Annotated in this window: 18 protein-coding genes; 9 read left to right on the forward strand and 9 right to left on the reverse strand. The window is 72.1% G+C overall.

Annotated elements, in window-relative coordinates; translation table 11 throughout:
- Positions 1-234 precede the first annotated feature (234 nt).
- The 3 genes from IF19_RS0107985 to IF19_RS1000000135965 form a co-directional block, all read right to left on the reverse strand.
- Positions 235-501 (reverse strand): hypothetical protein, encoded by a 267-nt coding sequence (locus tag IF19_RS0107985; RefSeq protein ID WP_030115756.1) that lies wholly within the window; start codon positions 499-501, stop codon positions 235-237.
- Between the two features lie 206 nt (positions 502-707).
- Positions 708-1262, reverse strand: coding sequence for a hypothetical protein (locus IF19_RS0107990; RefSeq protein ID WP_128647637.1), 555 nt, complete (start codon positions 1260-1262; stop codon positions 708-710).
- Between the two features lie 203 nt (positions 1263-1465).
- Positions 1466-1639 carry a CsbD family protein gene (locus IF19_RS1000000135965; RefSeq protein ID WP_078580498.1) on the reverse strand — a complete coding sequence of 58 codons (174 nt, stop codon included), beginning with the start codon at positions 1637-1639 and terminating at the stop codon, positions 1466-1468.
- A 190-nt stretch (positions 1640-1829) separates the two neighbouring features.
- Here IF19_RS1000000135965 and IF19_RS01000000134585 point away from each other — a divergent pair, with 190 nt between their 5' ends.
- From IF19_RS01000000134585 to IF19_RS0108020, 5 genes are all read left to right on the forward strand, one after another.
- The gene (locus IF19_RS01000000134585; protein ID WP_032747427.1) at positions 1830-2111 is read left to right on the forward strand and encodes a DUF5133 domain-containing protein; all 282 of its coding nucleotides are present in this window, start codon (positions 1830-1832) and stop codon (positions 2109-2111) included.
- Positions 2112-2138: 27 nt separating this feature from the next.
- Positions 2139-2579: an ATP-binding protein gene (locus IF19_RS0108005; RefSeq protein ID WP_030115759.1), complete on the forward strand. Its 441-nt coding sequence runs from the start codon at positions 2139-2141 to the stop codon at positions 2577-2579.
- Between the two features lie 549 nt (positions 2580-3128).
- The gene (locus IF19_RS0108010; RefSeq protein WP_050493719.1) at positions 3129-4691 is read left to right on the forward strand and encodes a bifunctional phosphatase PAP2/diacylglycerol kinase family protein; all 1563 of its coding nucleotides are present in this window, start codon (positions 3129-3131) and stop codon (positions 4689-4691) included.
- Positions 4691-5644: a YihY/virulence factor BrkB family protein gene (locus IF19_RS0108015; RefSeq protein ID WP_030115761.1), complete on the forward strand. Its 954-nt coding sequence runs from the start codon at positions 4691-4693 to the stop codon at positions 5642-5644. The genes IF19_RS0108010 and IF19_RS0108015 overlap by 1 nt, the downstream gene beginning before the upstream one ends.
- A gap of 151 nt (positions 5645-5795) precedes the next feature.
- The gene (locus tag IF19_RS0108020) at positions 5796-6596 is read left to right on the forward strand and encodes a phosphatase PAP2 family protein (protein WP_234310360.1); all 801 of its coding nucleotides are present in this window, start codon (positions 5796-5798) and stop codon (positions 6594-6596) included.
- A gap of 180 nt (positions 6597-6776) precedes the next feature.
- Here the strand turns inward: IF19_RS0108020 and IF19_RS0108025 are convergent, their stop codons facing one another.
- Complete coding sequence (locus IF19_RS0108025) at positions 6777-7271, reverse strand: hypothetical protein (protein ID WP_030115763.1); 495 nt, start codon at positions 7269-7271, stop codon at positions 6777-6779.
- A gap of 275 nt (positions 7272-7546) precedes the next feature.
- Here IF19_RS0108025 and IF19_RS0108030 point away from each other — a divergent pair, with 275 nt between their 5' ends.
- Positions 7547-7789: a DUF6411 family protein gene (locus IF19_RS0108030; RefSeq protein ID WP_030120761.1), complete on the forward strand. Its 243-nt coding sequence runs from the start codon at positions 7547-7549 to the stop codon at positions 7787-7789.
- A gap of 115 nt (positions 7790-7904) precedes the next feature.
- Here IF19_RS0108030 and IF19_RS0108035 read toward each other — a convergent pair whose 3' ends face one another.
- Together IF19_RS0108035 and IF19_RS0108040 are read right to left on the reverse strand one after the other, a co-directional pair.
- On the reverse strand, positions 7905-8894 hold the full coding sequence (locus IF19_RS0108035; RefSeq protein ID WP_030115765.1) for an aldo/keto reductase: 990 nt from the start codon (positions 8892-8894) through the stop codon (positions 7905-7907).
- A gap of 133 nt (positions 8895-9027) precedes the next feature.
- Positions 9028-9654: a TetR/AcrR family transcriptional regulator gene (locus IF19_RS0108040; RefSeq protein ID WP_030115766.1), complete on the reverse strand. Its 627-nt coding sequence runs from the start codon at positions 9652-9654 to the stop codon at positions 9028-9030.
- A 135-nt stretch (positions 9655-9789) separates the two neighbouring features.
- Here IF19_RS0108040 and IF19_RS0108045 point away from each other — a divergent pair, with 135 nt between their 5' ends.
- Positions 9790-11247 (forward strand): amidase, encoded by a 1458-nt coding sequence (locus tag IF19_RS0108045; protein WP_030115767.1) that lies wholly within the window; start codon positions 9790-9792, stop codon positions 11245-11247.
- A gap of 295 nt (positions 11248-11542) precedes the next feature.
- Positions 11543-12124: a Uma2 family endonuclease gene (locus tag IF19_RS0108055; RefSeq protein WP_030115768.1), complete on the forward strand. Its 582-nt coding sequence runs from the start codon at positions 11543-11545 to the stop codon at positions 12122-12124.
- 161 nt (positions 12125-12285) lie between these two features.
- Here IF19_RS0108055 and IF19_RS0108060 read toward each other — a convergent pair whose 3' ends face one another.
- Together IF19_RS0108060 and IF19_RS0108065 are read right to left on the reverse strand one after the other, a co-directional pair.
- Positions 12286-13620 (reverse strand): MFS transporter, encoded by a 1335-nt coding sequence (locus IF19_RS0108060; protein WP_030276250.1) that lies wholly within the window; start codon positions 13618-13620, stop codon positions 12286-12288.
- Between the two features lie 136 nt (positions 13621-13756).
- Complete coding sequence (locus tag IF19_RS0108065; RefSeq protein ID WP_030115771.1) at positions 13757-14197, reverse strand: MarR family winged helix-turn-helix transcriptional regulator; 441 nt, start codon at positions 14195-14197, stop codon at positions 13757-13759.
- A 134-nt stretch (positions 14198-14331) separates the two neighbouring features.
- Between IF19_RS0108065 and IF19_RS1000000136865 the strand changes: the two genes are divergently transcribed.
- Positions 14332-14631 carry a hypothetical protein gene (locus IF19_RS1000000136865; protein ID WP_106973601.1) on the forward strand — a complete coding sequence of 100 codons (300 nt, stop codon included), beginning with the start codon at positions 14332-14334 and terminating at the stop codon, positions 14629-14631.
- 71 nt (positions 14632-14702) lie between these two features.
- Here IF19_RS1000000136865 and IF19_RS0108075 read toward each other — a convergent pair whose 3' ends face one another.
- On the reverse strand, positions 14703-16157 hold the full coding sequence (locus tag IF19_RS0108075) for an NCS2 family permease (RefSeq protein WP_030115773.1): 1455 nt from the start codon (positions 16155-16157) through the stop codon (positions 14703-14705).
- Positions 16158-16262 lie beyond the last annotated feature (105 nt).

Consider the following 16262-nt stretch of genomic DNA (forward strand, 5'->3'; position numbering starts at 1 on the left):
CTCGACCATCAGGGGCTGCTTCTCCGGCATTTTCACCCTGCTTTATGCTTGAAGTTCAGCGGAAATCCGTGACGGGCGATTGAACACCCGTCCAGGTATTCAATACTGGTGCCCCGTCGGTCGGCTTGCCGAGACCTGCCATGATGAGTGCACCACCCTCCAAGCCTCTGAGTTCACACGCCCATCATCGAGGGCATCTCCGCGCACACTGCCCGTAACCTCGGCGGCACCGAGTCAGAACCCGAAGAAGAGAATCTTCAGGTTGATCGAAGCCAAGATCGCTCCAAAAACCGCAAAGAACCCGGCCGGAAGTCTCAGGGCCAGGTCGTTGTGGTAAAAGGCCGAAAACAGTCGACTCCCCAGAAAGTCGGAGACGACCTCAGCCCAACCCTTCACATTGAAAGCCAAAAGCGAACCGCCGACGGCCAACAGGAGCCCGGCAGCCAGCTCCCCGTAGCTCGCCGAGTGAGACGTCCGGGCCACAGCTATGAACTCGTGCATATTTCCCTTCGTGGCCCCCGGGCCCATAGCGCACACGCAGCCGCAGCCGCATATGTTCATGACCGAACAAGGACGACTCGCATAGCCTGGCGGCAACCTCGCCGGAACGCACCTGGCCCGCCTGGTCCGCTCCTACCGCTGACGCCGCATCAGACGACGTCACGGGCCCGCCGGAATCCGGACGTCATGGGCGGCGCCGGAATCCGCTAGAGGACCGCGACGACCGTGAGCGGGACGTAGACGACGGCGATGGCACACAGAAGCCGACGCCAGGCGAAGGTCACCTTCCGCCGGACCGTCCCCCGGTACGGGTCGCCCCTGCGTGAGGCGCGGGCCTTGCGGTGGGTGCTCCGAAGCTCCTCGAAAGCGCGCCGGTGCGTCCGATAGCCGGTCATCTCACCCAGCAGCGAGCCGCCGAACGCGACCGAGCCCAGCTCTTCCCCGTCCTTCAACGTGATGGCCAGCGCGCCGTCCAGGGTGACCTTCTGGACATCCGCCCAGGGGACGGTCGTGGTCACCAGCAGGTTCACGGAGGAGACGTGGCTGTCGGTGCAACGGAAAGAGGAGTCCCACCCGAGCGCCCAGAGGAAGACCACCACACCCGAGATCACGAACGCCGGTGTCGGCTCCCCTACCGACGGGCTCGCGACCACGAGCGCGATGCCGTAGAAGGCGACCCCTGCCAGCACCGAGAACCACCAGTACGCGGGGCGCCGGAACACCGTGGCCGTCCCCGTATCCGCCCCTGCCCCTGTGCCCATGTCCGCCCCCTCCGAGCTGCTCCTGTCACCTTCGGTGACGGCATGGCCAAGGGTAGGTGTCCGTGCCACCGCCCCTCGCGGTCGCCCCCGGCCGGACGCGGACGGCGCCGGGCCCCATCGGAGCGAACTCCGTGGGGCCCGGCGCCACAAGGTGCGTACAGGTGGGGGAAGGTGCCCACAGGTACGTGCAAGTGGGGGACGCGTCAGTCGTTCAGGGCGTCCTTGACCTTCTCCTTGGCCTGGCGCGCGTCGCCCTTGGTCTGTTCGGCGCGGCCCTCGGCGGTGAGGCGCTCGTTGCCGACGGCGCGTCCGGCGACTTCCTTGATCTTGCCCTTGGCCTGCTCGGTCTTGGCCTGGGTCTTCTCGTCAGCAGCCATGTTCACTCACCTCGGGGTGTGGTTCGGCAGGTGCGATCAGCCACCGTTTGACCGCCCTCGCCCCCTTCAAACCTCTCGTCCTCCGCACGGACCATTCCCCCGGAAACGTCCTCCCGGAGAGGGCATGAGCACGAGGTGCGCGGGGCACAAGGTGAGCCACATTGCCTCTGCGACGGCTGGTGAGGACACGATGCTGACCCCGAGCCCCGATGTCATGCGGACCCTGCTGGCCCGCTACAACGAGCTGCAGCTGCGCCATTCCCAGGACTCCGACTACGAGTTGCAGCGGAGCCTGGAGGACGTGACGTACACCCTCTGCGTGAGCACCGGTACCCGTACCGTCCACGACGCCCTGCTCGCCGCCGACTCGATCCTGCGGAAGGCGGCGGCCGAGGAGGAGGCGGCCGCGGGCATCCCCGTCCAGCGCATGACGGGCGCGCGTCCGGCCATCCCGAAGCCGCGGACACTCTGACCCGTACCGTACGAAAGGAGTCGGCTCATGCGGAGCGAGGGAGCCGATACGGGAAGCCCCGTGTGCCGGCCGAGGACGGCCGCCGAGGCGCGCCAGGAGGTGGAGTTCGCCCTCTACCCGTTGCGCTGCGCGCCCGACGACCGCTACCGGACGGCTCATCAGGCCGGGGTGTGGGACGCCGTGCTGGTGGCCTCGGAGCTGGTCGGCCATGTGCTGCACCACCGGGAGGACGCGTCCCGCGACTGCTTCCTGGTCTGCACACTCGACTGCGGTGAGATCACCATCAGCGTCACCGACCCCTGCGACGAGGTCCTCCCCGCCTCACCCATCGCCCCGGACCCACGGCGCGGCGGGCTGGAGGGGACCGGCTGGTGGCTGGTCCACCACCTCGCCGACCAGGTCGACATCGTGCAGCTGCCCGAAGGAGGCAGGGCCATCACGGCGGCCGTACCGCTCTCCGGGCCCTGATCCGCGTACGCCTCCTGTACGCCCCCACACCCCGACGCCGGTAGAACCCGTACGTCCGTGGGCCCGTACACCGGTGGCCTGCGGGCCCTCGCGCCCGTACGCCCGCACACCCGTACGCCGCCGGGAAGCCTGACCCGCGCGCGAGAGGGCATACGGCGAAGCGCCGAGGGAGAACAGGCTCCCGCGAACCGCCGCCCGGCGGAGCAGACGTGGGGGGACCCGATGGACGCCACCATTCCGACCAGAGAGGCCGGAGAGACCAGAGAGGCCGGAGAGGCCAGAGAGACCGGAGAGGTCGGAGAGGCGGAGCCCGCGCACCGTACGCGAGGGCCGCTGCGCACCAGCAGGCCGCCACGCACCCGAGGGCCGCTCCGCACCACAGAGGCAGAGGCCGCAGAGGCAGACGCCACAGGGCCCGCGCAGACTGCGCAGACCGCGGGGAGCGCCCAGTCCGCTCCCCCGCGCCCCGGCCGCTCCCCCGCCCTCTCCAGCGGCGCCGCCCGCGCGGCGGCCCGCGTCGGTGCCTTCGCCGTCTGCCAGGCCGCCCTCATGGTCGGCGCCGGTCTGCTGCTCACCGGGCCCGCCCGGGGTCTGTGGCCGGTGACGGCCGAGGTCGCCGCCGTCGAGGCCCTCGAAGACGCGCGCACCGGCACGCTCGACGCGCTCTCCGCCGTCGTCTCCGCCCTCGGGGACACCACCACCGTGGTCGGCCTCACCTTCCTCGTCTGCCTGGCCCTGGTGCTGGCGCCCCGGCTGCCGCGGTGGCGCGAGGCGGTCTTCCTCGCCACCGCCGTGTCGCTCCAGGCGGCGGTGTTCGTCCTGATCACCGCCTGCGTGGACCGGACCCGCCCGGACGTGGAGCGCCTGGACGCCTCCCCGCCGACCTCCAGCTACACCTCCGGGCACACCGGGGCGGCCACCGCCCTGTACGCCGGACTCGCCGTCCTCGTCCTGTCCCGGGTACGCGCCCCGTGGCGCAAGCCGGTGGCCGCGCTGCTGCTGCTCGTCCCGCTGCTCGTGGGGCTCGCGCGGCTCTACCGGGGGATGCACCACCCCACCGACGTGGCCGGCGGGCTGGCGAACGGCGCGCTCTCCCTGTTCGTCGTGGGGCGGGCGGTGCTCGACGGGCACACGTGGGCGGCGCGGCCCCCCGCCGACGCCGTGGACATCGCCGTGGACGCCGCCGCGCGGCGGCCCGCCCCCGCGCGGAAGCACGCCACCGTCATCGTCAACCCGACGGTGACCGACACCGCCACCCGGGAACGGCTGAGGCTGGTCCTGGCCCAACACGGTTACAGGGACGCCCCGTTCGTCGAGACCACCGCGCAGGACCCCGGGGGCGGCCGGACGGCCGAGGCCCTGCGCGCCGGGGCGGAGCTGGTGGTGGTCTGCGGCGGCGACGGTACGGTCCGCGCGGTCGCGGACGCCCTGGCCGGCACCGGCGTCCCGCTGGTCCTCGTACCGTGCGGCACCGGCAACCTGCTGGTCCGCAACCTCGACCTGCCGCTCTCCCCCGCCGAGGCGCTGGCGGCCGGTCTGACCGGTGAGCCCCGCGCCCTGGACCTGGGCCGGATCGAGGGCGACGGCTTCCCCGCCGTCCACTTCACGGCGATGGCCGGGGCGGGGCTGGACGCGGCGATGCTGGAGGCGACGTCGGACCGCGCCAAGTCGGTCCTGGGCTGGCCCGCGTACGTCCTGGCCGGGGCCAAGGGGCTGCGCGCGCCACGGATGCGGCTGACCGTCCGCCTGGACGGCGGGCCGGAGCTGCACCGCACCGCCCGCATGGTCCTCGTCGCCAACGTCGGGGCCGTCCAGGCGGGCGCGGCCCCGGTGCCGGCCGCCCGGCCCGACGACGGCGTACTGGACCTCGCGGTCTTCGACCCGCGCGGCGCCGGCGGCTGGCTGCGCGCGGCGGGCGTGCTGCTGGGCGGCGGCCGGGGCGCGGGCGAGGGGCGGGCGGTGGAGTTCCACACCTTCCGCCGCGCCGAGCTGTCCTTCACCCGGCCGCAGCCGCGCGAGGTCGACGGGGACCCGGTGGGCCCCGGCCTGAGCCTCGCCGCCGAGGTCCGGCCGGGCGCGCTGACCGTCATGCTGCCCGCGCGGGAACGCTGATGGGGACGGCGACCCGGGTCCCCGTGACCCATGACATGACCGGGGACGAGCTCTCCGGGGACGAGGCGTTCGCGGCCCTGCGCCGGTACGGCCGCTGGCCGCTGATGCGGGACGCCTTCGTCCGCTTCCGGTACGCCGACGGCTTCAGCCACGCCCGTGCGCTGGCCCTCCAGACCATCCTGGCGGCGATCCCGCTGGTGATCGCCTTCGTCGGGCTGTCGGCCGAACTGCATACCGAGAGCGTGGGCCGCCTCGCCGAACTCACGATCCGCAGTGTCAGCGAGGGCCCGAGCGCCGACGTGGTCGACGACGCCCTCACCCGCCACCAGCGGAGCGACGGCGACGGCCCCGAGATCGCCCTCTGGCTGGGCCTCGCCTTCTCCCTGGCCAACGTCACCACCGCGATGTGCCAGATAGAGCGCGGCGCCAACCGGATCTACGGCGTGGAGCGGGACCGGGTCTTCCACCGCAAGTACCTGCGCGGCCTGGTGATGGCCGTGAGCGCGGGCATCCCGCTCGGCATCGGCACCGTGATGATGGTGGCGGGCGGGGAACTCGTCGCGGCCGCCACCAGCGTGTACGGGCTGGGGGACGCGGCCCGGGAGGCCGGGGACCTGCTCCGCTGGCCGCTGGGCTTCCTGCTCGCGCTGATCTCGGCGAGCGCGGTGTTCCGCCGGTCCCCGCGCCGCAAGCAACCGGGTTACACCTGGCTGGCGTTCGGCGCGGCCGTCTACCTCGTGCTGTGGACGGTGCTCACCTGGCTGCTGAGCCTCTACCTGGGCATCAGCGGCTCCTTCGACACCGTCTACGGGCCCCTGAGCGCGTTCATGTCGCTGCTCCTGTGGGCCTACCTCACCTCCATAGCCCTCTTCGTCGGGCTCGCCTTCGCCGCCCAACTGGAGGCCGCCCGGGCCCGTACGCCCGGACCGATCACCCCCGACCCCGGAGCTTGACGTGCCACGTTCCCCCGCTGAACCGCCCGCCCCGGGCCCCGGGCCCACCGGCCCCGGCCCCGCCCCCGGTGTCGGTCCCGCTCCCACAGGGTCCCCCCGCCCCACCGGCTCCACGCGCGTCCGCCGCGCGGACCGCCGGCTCGGCGTACGGCTGGCGGCGGCGCTCGCGGCGGGGGCCGCCGCCTCGGTCCCGTTCGCGCTGCTGGCGCTCCTCGTGGAAGGCTCGTGGCCGCCGCTGCGCCGCCTCGACGCGGGGGCGGCCGACCGGCTGCACGCGGTGGCGCTGGACCATCCGGCGTGGACGACGACGCTGCGGGTCCTGTCGGACTGGGTGTGGGACCCCGCGACGCTGCGGACGGCGGTCGCGCTGCTCACCGTATGGCTGCTGTACCGGCGGGCGTGGCGGCTCGCGGCCTGGGCGGCGACCACCGCGATCGGGGGCGCGCTGACCGGGGTGCTCGTGAAGGTCGTGGTGGAGCGGGCCAGGCCCTCGCTCCCGGACCCGGTGGCGCACGCGCCCGGCTACTCGTTCCCCTCGGGCCACGCGATGACGGGCGTCACCTCGTGCGCCGTCCTCCTGCTGGTGCTGCTGCCGCTGGTGCCGCGCGGGTGGCGGTGGCTGTGCTGGGCGGCGGCGGTGGTCTCCGTCCTGGGCGTCGGGTTCACCAGGATCGCGCTCGGCGTCCACTGGTTCAGCGACGTCATCGGCGGGTGGCTGCTGGGCGGGGCGGTCGTCGTCCTGACCGGCTGGGCCTTCTCGGCGTGGCGCCGGGACACGGGCCGCCCCCGTACGGACGTGGCGGAGGGGCTCGAACCGGAACTGGCCGACGACCACCCCGAGCCGGAGGCGGGATCAGGGCCGGGAACGGCGACCGGGTCAGGAGCGGCTACGGAAACAGGGGCGGCGAGGGACGGCGGCCCGGCGGGCCGCCCCCGCGACTCCCGCCCCTGACCGGCGGGGACGGTCCATCGCCCCGGGGAGGCTCACCGGGCCTCCCCGGGCGGTCCATCACCCCGGGAGGCCGGTCCCGGGAGACCGGTCCCGGGAGGCCGCCCGGGAGACCGGTCCCGGGAGACCGGTCCGGGGAGGCCGCCCCCGGGAGACCGCTCCAGGGAGACCGGTCCGCGTCAGTCAGTACCCCTGCCCCGCCAGGAAGGACGCGAAGTCCAGCGCCAGGGAGCGGCTCTCGGAGACGTTCGCCTCCCCGCCCTCGCCCTCCTCGTCGACCAGGACGAACACGCAGACGTCCCGCGCCGCCCGGACGACCCACATGGCGCGGTCGCCGTTCCGCAGCAGCGCCAGCTCCAGCTCGCTGCCGGTGACGGCGTCGGAGATCAGCTCGCGGCTCTCGCGCTGCCAGGGGACGCCCGCGATGCGCAGGCCCCTCGGGTGGACGGCCTCCTCGCACACCGTGCACAGGGCCTCGACGTCGTCCGGGTCCCCGTCACCCGGGCCGCCCGCCATGGCCCGGAAGTACGGCCACCCGTCCTCGTCGCCGCGCCCCGCGACGGCGAAGAACCCCGCCTCGGCGGAGAACGCGGCGGCGGCCCGCACGGGCGACCGCGTCTCGCCGAGGGCCAGATGCGTACGGAGGGTCTCGCCCCACTGTTCGGTCACCGGGGTCATCGGTGCCTCCTTTCGTCGACTGCCACTCGGCGCAGCATCTCCTGCCCGGGTATTCCCCGGTCAGACGGGCCCGCGCGCACACGTCCGGGTGGGCCCGCCCGGGCCCGTACGGAACGCCGCCCGTACGGTCCCGGACCGTACCCCGTACGTCCGTCGGATTCAGCGGCCGGGCACGGGGCACACGTGGCAGGCACCACCGCCGGACGACACCGGACGACACCCGAGACCCACGAAGCCGACAACCGCAAGCCACCGCACCAGGACAAGGAATCGCCATGATGGTCGTAGGAATCGTCGCTGTCTGCGTCGTTCTCGCCGTACTCGCCTTCTTCGTACCGCGCCTCTCCCGCCGCCCGGAGCGCGGCACCCAGCGCACCCTGGGCCTGGGCTCCCGCGCCGGCGGCAAGGCCCCCGGGGTGCTCGGCCGCCTCTTCAGCAAGCCGTTCCGCAGCAGCTCCAAGGCCGTCGGCCGCAGCGGCTCGGCCGGTCGCCGGGCCCGGAGCCACATGCCGTTCTGACCGCACGACGCGCGCACACCGGTCCGCAGACAGAAGGCCCGGTGACGCACGAACGCCGAAGGGGCCCCCGGTCACGACGACGGGGGCCCCTTCCGCTACGGCCGCGAGGGCGCCGCTACCAGGCGAACGCCTCCGGTGACGGGCCCGGCCCCGGGAAGATCTCGTCCAGGCCCGTGAGCACGGCCTCCGGGAGGTCCAGCTCCAGGGCGCGCAGGGCGCTGTCGAGCTGGTCGGCGGTACGCGGTCCGACGATCGGACCGGTGACGCCGGGGCGGGTCAGCAGCCAGGCCAGGGCCGTCTCGCCGGGCTCCAGACCGTGCTGGTCGAGCAGATCCTCGTACGCCTGGAGCTGCGCCCGGGTGGCGGGGTCGGCCAAGGCGTCGGCGGCGCGGCCCGAGGCGCGGCGGCCGCCCTCGGTGGTCTTCCGGATGACGCCGCCCAGCAGACCGCCGTGCAGCGGCGACCAGGGGATGACCCCGAGGCCGTACTCCTGCGCGGCCGGGATGACCTCCATCTCGGCGCGGCGTTCGACGAGGTTGTAGATGCACTGCTCGCTGACCAGGCCGAGCGAGCCGCGCCGGGCGGCCTGCTCGTTGGCCTGGGCGATCTTGTAGCCGGCGAAGTTCGAGGAACCGGCGTAGAGGATCTTGCCCTGCTGGACCAGGACGTCGATCGCCTGCCAGATCTCGTCGAAGGGGGTGTCCCGGTCGACGTGGTGGAACTGGTACAGGTCGATGTGGTCGGTCTGGAGGCGCTTGAGCGAGGCGTCGACCGCCCGCCGGATGTTCACGGCGGAGAGCTTGTCGTGGTTGGGCCACGCCTCACCGTCGGCGCCCATGTTCCCGTACATCTTGGTGGCCAGGACCACCTTGTCGCGCCGACCGCCGCCCTGGGCGAACCAGGTGCCGAGGATCTCCTCGGTGCGCCCCTTGTTCTCGCCCCAGCCGTAGACGTTGGCCGTGTCGAAGAAGTTCAGACCCGCGCCGAGCGCGGAGTCCATGATCGCGTGGCTGTCCGACTCGTTGGTCTGCGGGCCGAAGTTCATCGTCCCGAGCACGATCCGGCTGACCTTGAGTCCCGTACGTCCGAGCTGTGTGTACTCCATGGCTCCCCAGCCAACTCCTTCGAGTCCACTCCAGGCAAGCACCCCCGGCCCCGACCCGGCCAAGGAGCCGCCCGCTGCCCGCCGCGGAGGTTCCGGGCGGGCGGCCGGTGCCGGGGAGGCGGGTTCGGGGCTGTCAGCCGGTGGTCGGCCGGGATGCGTCGAGCGGGGGGCGGTGCCGGTCCACGATGCCCTCGACGATTCTCATCAGGCGGTCCCCCGCCCGGTCGATGCTTCCGTTCTGCGTGCTGACCTGCGCGCCTTCGAGTACGAAGGTGATCTCGGCCGCGGCCTGCTCGGGGTCGGACAGCCCGGCCTCGGCGCACAGGCCCACCAGCCTGCGGGTCTGGTGGGCCTTGTGCTCCTCGATCACCTGCCGTGCGGGATGGGAGCGGTCGGGCAGTTCGGCCAGGGAGTTGATGAACGGGCAGCCCCGGTGCGAGATGGCCGGCAGCCCTTCGGCGATGAAGCGCGCCAAGCCCATGATCTGCTCCCCGGGCCGGCCGGGGTGTTCCGTCCGGACGCGGTCGAAGGCCGCCCGGTAGTCGGCGGCGACGATCCGCATCCACTCCGCGACCAGCGCGTCCTTGGTCTCGAAGTGCCGGTACACCGCCATCTTGGTGGTCTCGGCCTTCTCGGCGATCGCCTGGACGCTCACCCGACGGATTCCCTCGTCCCGGAAGAGCTCTTCCGCCGCGTCGAGGATGCGCTCGCGGGGCGGCAGTTTCGCCACCCTGCTCGGCCTGCCGGCGGTCGTTGCCATGGCTGCTCCGTGACGTTCACTCGGGCGTGGGGCCGACTCTCGCCCCATCGCCCCCAAGATACCACTCATACCCATGCGATACCGTTGGGTATCGTCAGGGACTCAACGGTATTGCCTTTCCCGCTAGGAGCAGAAGTGAGAGTTGCCGAGTACGTGACCTATGACGCGGTCGGACTCGCGGAGCTGGTGGCCGCAGAGGAGGTGACCGCCGCCGAACTGCGAGCAGCCGCGCTCGATGCCACGCGAGCGGTCGATCCGCAGATCAACGCCGTCGTGGAGACCTGGCCGGCCGAGGACGAGGACGAGCCGCAGCCCGGCAGCACCCCGCTGGCCGGGGTCCCCTTCCTCGTCAAGGACATCGGAGCCGCCATGGCCGGGCGCCGCATGGAGCTGGGCAGTCGCCTCGCGGCCGGCCACGTCGCGCGCGCCGACTCGTTCCTGGCGCTGCGCCTGCGTCGCGCCGGGCTGGTGACGTTCGGGCGTACCGCGACGTCGGAGATGGCCTACAGCATCACGACGGAACCCGTGCTGTACGGCGCGACCCGCAACCCGTGGGACCCGGAGCGGAGCGCGGGCGGGTCCAGCGGGGGCGCGGGCGCGGCCGTGGCCGCCGGGGTCGTGCCGCTCGCCCACGGCACCGACGCCGCCGGCTCGCTCCGCCTCCCCGCCGCCTACAACGGCCTCTTCGGACTGAAGCCCACGCGCGGCCGGGTCTCCCTGGGCCCCGACGTCGACGAGCTGTTCAGCGGCCTGGCCGTGCCCGGCGGTGTCAGCCGCACGGTGCGCGACAGCGCGGCCCTGCTCGACCAGATCCGCGGCCCGGAGCCGGGCGACCCCTACGCCGCCCAGCAGCCGTCCCGGCCGTACGCGGAGGAAGTCACCCGCCCCCCGGGCCGGCTGCGGATCGGTGTCCTCGCCCAGGCGTGGGGCGGACGCCGCACCAGCGCACCGGTGGCCGACGCCCTCTCCCGTACCGCGACTCTGCTCGCCGACCTCGGCCACCAGGTGGAGGAGGCCGAGGTCGGCCTCGGAGTCGGCTGGGAGGAGTACGTCCTGGCCAACGCCCGTCTGTTCACGGCGAACCTCGCGGCCACGGTCGACGAGCTGGCTGCCGCCTTCGGCCGCCCCGTCGACTCCTCCACCCTCGAACCGGCGACCCTCGCCGGCTACCACTACGGGCAGCGGGTCGGTGGCACCCAGCTCGTCGCGGCTCTGGCGGTCCGCAACCGGGTCTCCCGCAGCCTGGCCCGGTCCTTCGACGCCTACGACATCCTGCTCACCCCGACCGCGCCGGAGCTTCCCACGCCCCTCGGCGCCTATACCGAGAGCGCGCGGACGCTGGACGGCCTCGGCTGGATCGACACGGTCTTCGACCGCGCGCCGTTCACCATGCCGTTCAACATGGCGGGCACGCCCGCCATGTCCGTGCCGTTGACGGCCGACGCCGGAACGGGGCTTCCGATCGGCATGCAGTTCGCCGCCGGACACGGCCTCGAAGGCCGCCTCTTCCGCCTCGCCGGCCAGGTGGAACAGGCGAGCCCGTGGGCGGGCCGGATCCCCGCGGTGTGGGCGGGAAACACCACGGGCCGCTGAGGAGGGCCGCCTGCCGCCGCGCCCTCCCCGGGCTCAGGCGCCGAAAGCGGCCGACACGGCGACGACGACGAACATCAGCACGAGCACGGCCGCCATGATGCGGTTTCTGGTCTTCGGGTCCACCCTTCGAGCGTAACGGCTCCGCCCGCGGCCCCCGCGACCAGGCCCGGACCGCCACCGGGCCCGGCCTCCGGGGCGGGGTGTCCGCAGACCCGGGCGTGTCCGGCGGGCCCGGCCTATCGTTGGACCACGCGGCTGCCCGCACGCCCGTGCGGCGGCGGGGAGGAGCGGCACGATGACCGTCGTAGACACCGACAGGATCGACATGGCCGACATCGGCGACGAGCCCACACTGGACGAGATGTTCGCGTGGCTCGAACCCGTCCCCGAGGGATTCAAGGTCGAGATCGTCGAGGGGACCGCCCACATGTCGCCGCAGCGGGACACGCACTGGCGCATCATTCTGGCCATCATCAAGCAGCTGCTGCCCCGCTTCGCGGATGACCGGTTGCTCTCGGACGTACGCATCGACTTCGGCGAGGGCAACGGCTTCGCCCCCGACGTGGTGAAGCTGTTCGACAGCGCGCGCAAGGACGGCCGCGGCCGCTGGCTCCCGGAGCACGTGGAGTTCGTGGCCGAGGTCATCTGCAAGGGCACGGCCACCTCGGACTACGGGCCCAAGAAGGAGGCGTACGCGACCGCCGGGGTCCCCGCCCTCCTCATCGTCGACCCGTACACGGGCCGCTGCCTCCTCCACTCGGAGCCGAAGGACGGCGGGTACCACAAGAAGCTCGTCGTCGACTTCGGCCTCGACGTCGATCTCACCGGCACCTCCCTGGACCTGGTCCTGAAGACCGACGCCTTCCCCCGCGACTGACCTCCGCCGGACCCCGGCCGGCTTCCCGCCGGCCTCCCGCGTCCCCGTACGCGAAGAGGCGCCCTCCCCCGCTCCGGGGGAGGGCGCCTCTTCGCGTACGGGTCACACAGCCCGTCGCCGGCGTCGTACGGGTCACGCGGCCGTTTCCGGCTGCGTACGGTTCAGGCAGCCGTCGCCAGCTGCTCACGCGGGACGAAGCGGATGTGCGGGCGGCCCGGCCTGAGGTCCACCCTCAGGCGGAGGCCGCCGACGCGGGCGAGGGCGAAGCCGACCGCCAGCGCGGCGATCACCGAGATCGCGCCGCCGGCCGCGAAGCCGACGCGCGCGCCGTAGGTGTCGCTGATCCAGCCGACGATCGGGGCGCCCACCGGCGTACCCCCGGCGAAGACCATCATGTACAGGCTCATCACCCGGCCGCGCATCTCCGGGTCGGCGGCCATCTGGACGCTCGTGTTCGCGGTGATGTTCGTCGTCAGCCCCAGCATCCCGATCGGCACCAGCAGGAGCGCGAACAGCCAGACGTACGGGGAGAGCGACGCGGCGATCTCCAGCAGTCCGAACGCCGTGCCCGCCGCCACCAGCATCCGCAGCCGCGAGGAGCGGCGGCGGGCCGAGAGCAGCGCGCCGGCCAGCGAACCGGCCGCCATGAGGATGTTGAAGAACGAGTACATGCCCGCGCCGCCGTCGAAGACCTCGTCGGCGAAGGCGGTCAGCCAGATCGGGAAGTTGAAGCCGAACGTGCCGACGAAGCCGACCAGGACGATCGGCCAGACCAGCTCGGGGCGGCCCCGGACGTAGGCGAGGCCCTCGCGGAGCTGGCCCTTGGCGCGGGGCACCGTCACCGAGGCGTGCAGTTCGTTCGTGCGCATCATCAGCAGGCCGACGAGCGGGGCCAGGAAGGACAGGCCGTTGAGCAGGAAGGCCCAGCCGCTGCCGATCGTGGTGATCAGGACACCCGCGACGGCGGGGCCGATGAGCCGGGCGGACTGGAAGTTCGCCGAGTTCAGGCTGACCGCGTTGCGCAGCTGCGCGGGGCCGACCATCTCGGAGACGAACGACTGCCGGGCCGGGTTGTCGACGACGGTCACCATGCCGAGGAGGAAGGCGACCAGGTAGACGTGCCAGACCTCGACGACCCCGGTCAGGGTCAGAGCGGCCAGCGCGATGCCGCACAGGCCGAGCAGGGCCTGGCTGACGAGCAGGATCTGCCGCTTCGGGAGCCGGTCGGCTATGACGCCGCCGTACAGGCCGAAGAGCAGCATGGGCAGGAACTGGAGGGCCGTGGTGATGCCGACGGCCGTCGCGGAACCCGTCAGGCTCAGGACGAGCCAGTCCTGCGTGATGCGGGACATCCAGGTACCGGTGTTGGAGATCACGGCGCCCGTGGCGAACAGGCGGTAGTTACGGATCTTCAGCGACGAGAAGGTCCCGCCGGTCGTGCTCTCGTGGGTGGAAGTCGGTGCGGGGGCGGAGTCTGCTCCGGATCCCGTACTCAAAAGGGTTCATCTCCTCGGGCGTCTGCGGTGTTCGGTCCGACGAGGACGTGACGACGGGCGCTCCGTCGGCGGCCCGGGCGGACCGGACGGTGTACGTCAGGTCCGGCGGCGGGTCACCGTCGGCGCGCCCGTGGGGTCACAGGTGGGCGAGCTTCTCCAACACGGGCGCGGCGGCCCGAAGCTTCTCCCACTCGTCCTCGTCCAGGCCCTCGGCGAGGTGGGACAGCCAGGCGTTCCGCTTGGTGCGGCTCTCCGCGAGCATGGCTTCGGCCTGCTCGGTCTGGCTGACCCTCTTCTGCCGACGGTCATCGGGGTGCGGTTCCAGCCTGACCAGGCCCTTCGCCTCCAGCAACGCGACGATGCGGGTCATCGACGGAGGCTGTACGTGCTCCTTGCGGGCCAGCTCACCGGGGGTGGCCGAGCCGCAGCGGGCGAGGGTCCCGAGCACCGACATCTCGGTGGGGCTCAGCGACTCGTCGACCCGCTGGTGCTTGAGGCGGCGGCCCAGCAGCATCACGGCGGAGCGGAGGGAGCTCACGGCGGCGGCACTGTCGCCGTCGTGGATCAGGTCAGGCATGTTTGTTAGCGTAACTCATTACCCAACCTAAATACCACCCGGTAGTGCACGTGCGCACCATTACTCACCCGAACGAGTGAGTTCAGAGCGGAAAGTGACGCGAAAGACGCGCCGGGGCGGGGACCCTGCTGGGCATGGGATCGACAGTACTCAGCCTACGGATAGACGGTGAGCTGCTCGACCGGCTCCGGCAGCACGCCGCCAAACGCGGAATGAGCGTCCAGGACTACGTGGTCCGGACGCTCATTCGCGACGACTTCGACGAACGCTTCACCGCGGCCGTCGAGGAGACGGAGAAGTTCTACGGCGACTCCGAGGAGACGGAGAAGCTCTACGGCGACTCCGAGGAGACGGAGAAGCTCTACGGCGACTCCGAGGAGGAGCCCGGCCCGGACGGCGGCGTGAGGTACAGCCTCACGCCGCCGGTCACCTGAGAGGCGGCCTGACGCCGCCCGTCACGTGAACCGACCGGGGCCCCCGGCCGGACGGACGCTCACGCGCCCCGTCACGTGAGGCCGAGCGCCGGCATCGCGTAGTAGAAGACGAACACCGCCGACACCGCGTACATGGCAACCGGGACCTCGCGGCCGCGGCCGGCCGCCAGCCGCAGCACGGAGAAGGCGATGAAGCCGATGCCGATGCCGTTGGTGATCGAGTACGTGAACGGCATCATCAGCATCGCGAGGAACGCCGGGATCGAGAGCGTGTAGTCGCTCCAGTCGATGTCCCGCACCGACCCCGCGATGATCAGGAAGCCGACCGCCAGCAGGGCGGGCGTGGCCGCCTGCGACGGGACCATGGTCGCCAGCGGTGTGAGGAACAGCGCCACCGAGAAGAGCAGACCGGTCACGACGCTCGCCAGCCCGGTACGGGCGCCCTCGCCGACACCCGCCGTGGACTCCACGAAGCACGTGGTGGCGGAGGAGGAGCTCGCACCGCCCGCGGCGACCGCGACGCCGTCGATGAGCAGCACCTTGTTGATGCCGGGGAAGTTGCCGTTCTGGTCCATCAGCTTCGCCTCGTCGCCGACGCCGAGGATGGTGCCCATCGCGTCGAAGAAGCAGGACAGCAGGACGGTGAAGACGAAGAGGACGCCCGTGAGGATGCCGACCTTCTCGAAGCCGCCGAACAGGCTGACCTCCCCGAGGAGCCCGAAGTCCGGTGTGGAGACCGGGCTGCCCGGCCACGCGGGCGTCGTCAGGCCCCACGCCCCGGCGGGCAGGTCCGCGACCAGGTCGATGACCACGGCGACGCCCGTCATGGCGACGATTGAGATGAGGATCGCGCCGGGCACCTTGCGCACGATGAGGGCGAGCGTGAGCAGCGCGCCGAGCACGAAGACCAGGATCGGCCAGCCGTTGAGGTGGCCGTCGCCGCCGAGCCGGAGCGGCACGGTGGTGTGCGCGGCGTCGGGCATGCGCGAGACGAAGCCCGAGTCGACGAGGCCGATCAGGAGGATGAAGAGGCCGATGCCGATCGCGATGCCCTTGCGGAGCGATTTCGGCACGGCGTTCATCACGCGTTCCCGCAGCCCGGTGGCGACCAGCAGCATCACCACGATGCCCGCGAGGACGACCATGCCCATCGCGTCGGGCCAGCTCATCCGGGGGGCGAGCTGGAGCGCGACGACGGTGTTGACGCCGAGACCGGCGGCGAGCGCGATCGGCACGTTGCCGATGACGCCCATCAGCAGCGTCGAGAAGGCGGCGGACAGCACGGTGGCGGTGACCAGCTGCCCGTTGTCGAGCTGGTGACCGTACATGTCCTTCGCGCTGCCCAGGATGATCGGGTTGAGCACGATGATGTACGCCATCGCGAAGAACGTGGCGAAGCCGCCGCGGAACTCGCGGGCGACCGTCGACCCCCGCTCGGAGATCTTGAAGAACCGGTCCAGGCTGCCCTGGGGCTGCGGAGCCGACGGGGGCGGGGAGTCGACCGGAGCGGTGGCCGAGGGGGACATGGGTGACCTCAGTCGTACGTAGGGAGGTAAGGCGGGGCACTACCAGGTGGGAAGCAAAGGGACGCGAGGTGATCGAATTTGGACGTTCAGACGAAGAATTCGAGC

It is taken from the genome of Streptomyces californicus (genome assembly GCF_000717645.1).
In the GTDB taxonomy this organism is placed as follows: Bacteria; Actinomycetota; Actinomycetes; order Streptomycetales; family Streptomycetaceae; genus Streptomyces; species Streptomyces californicus.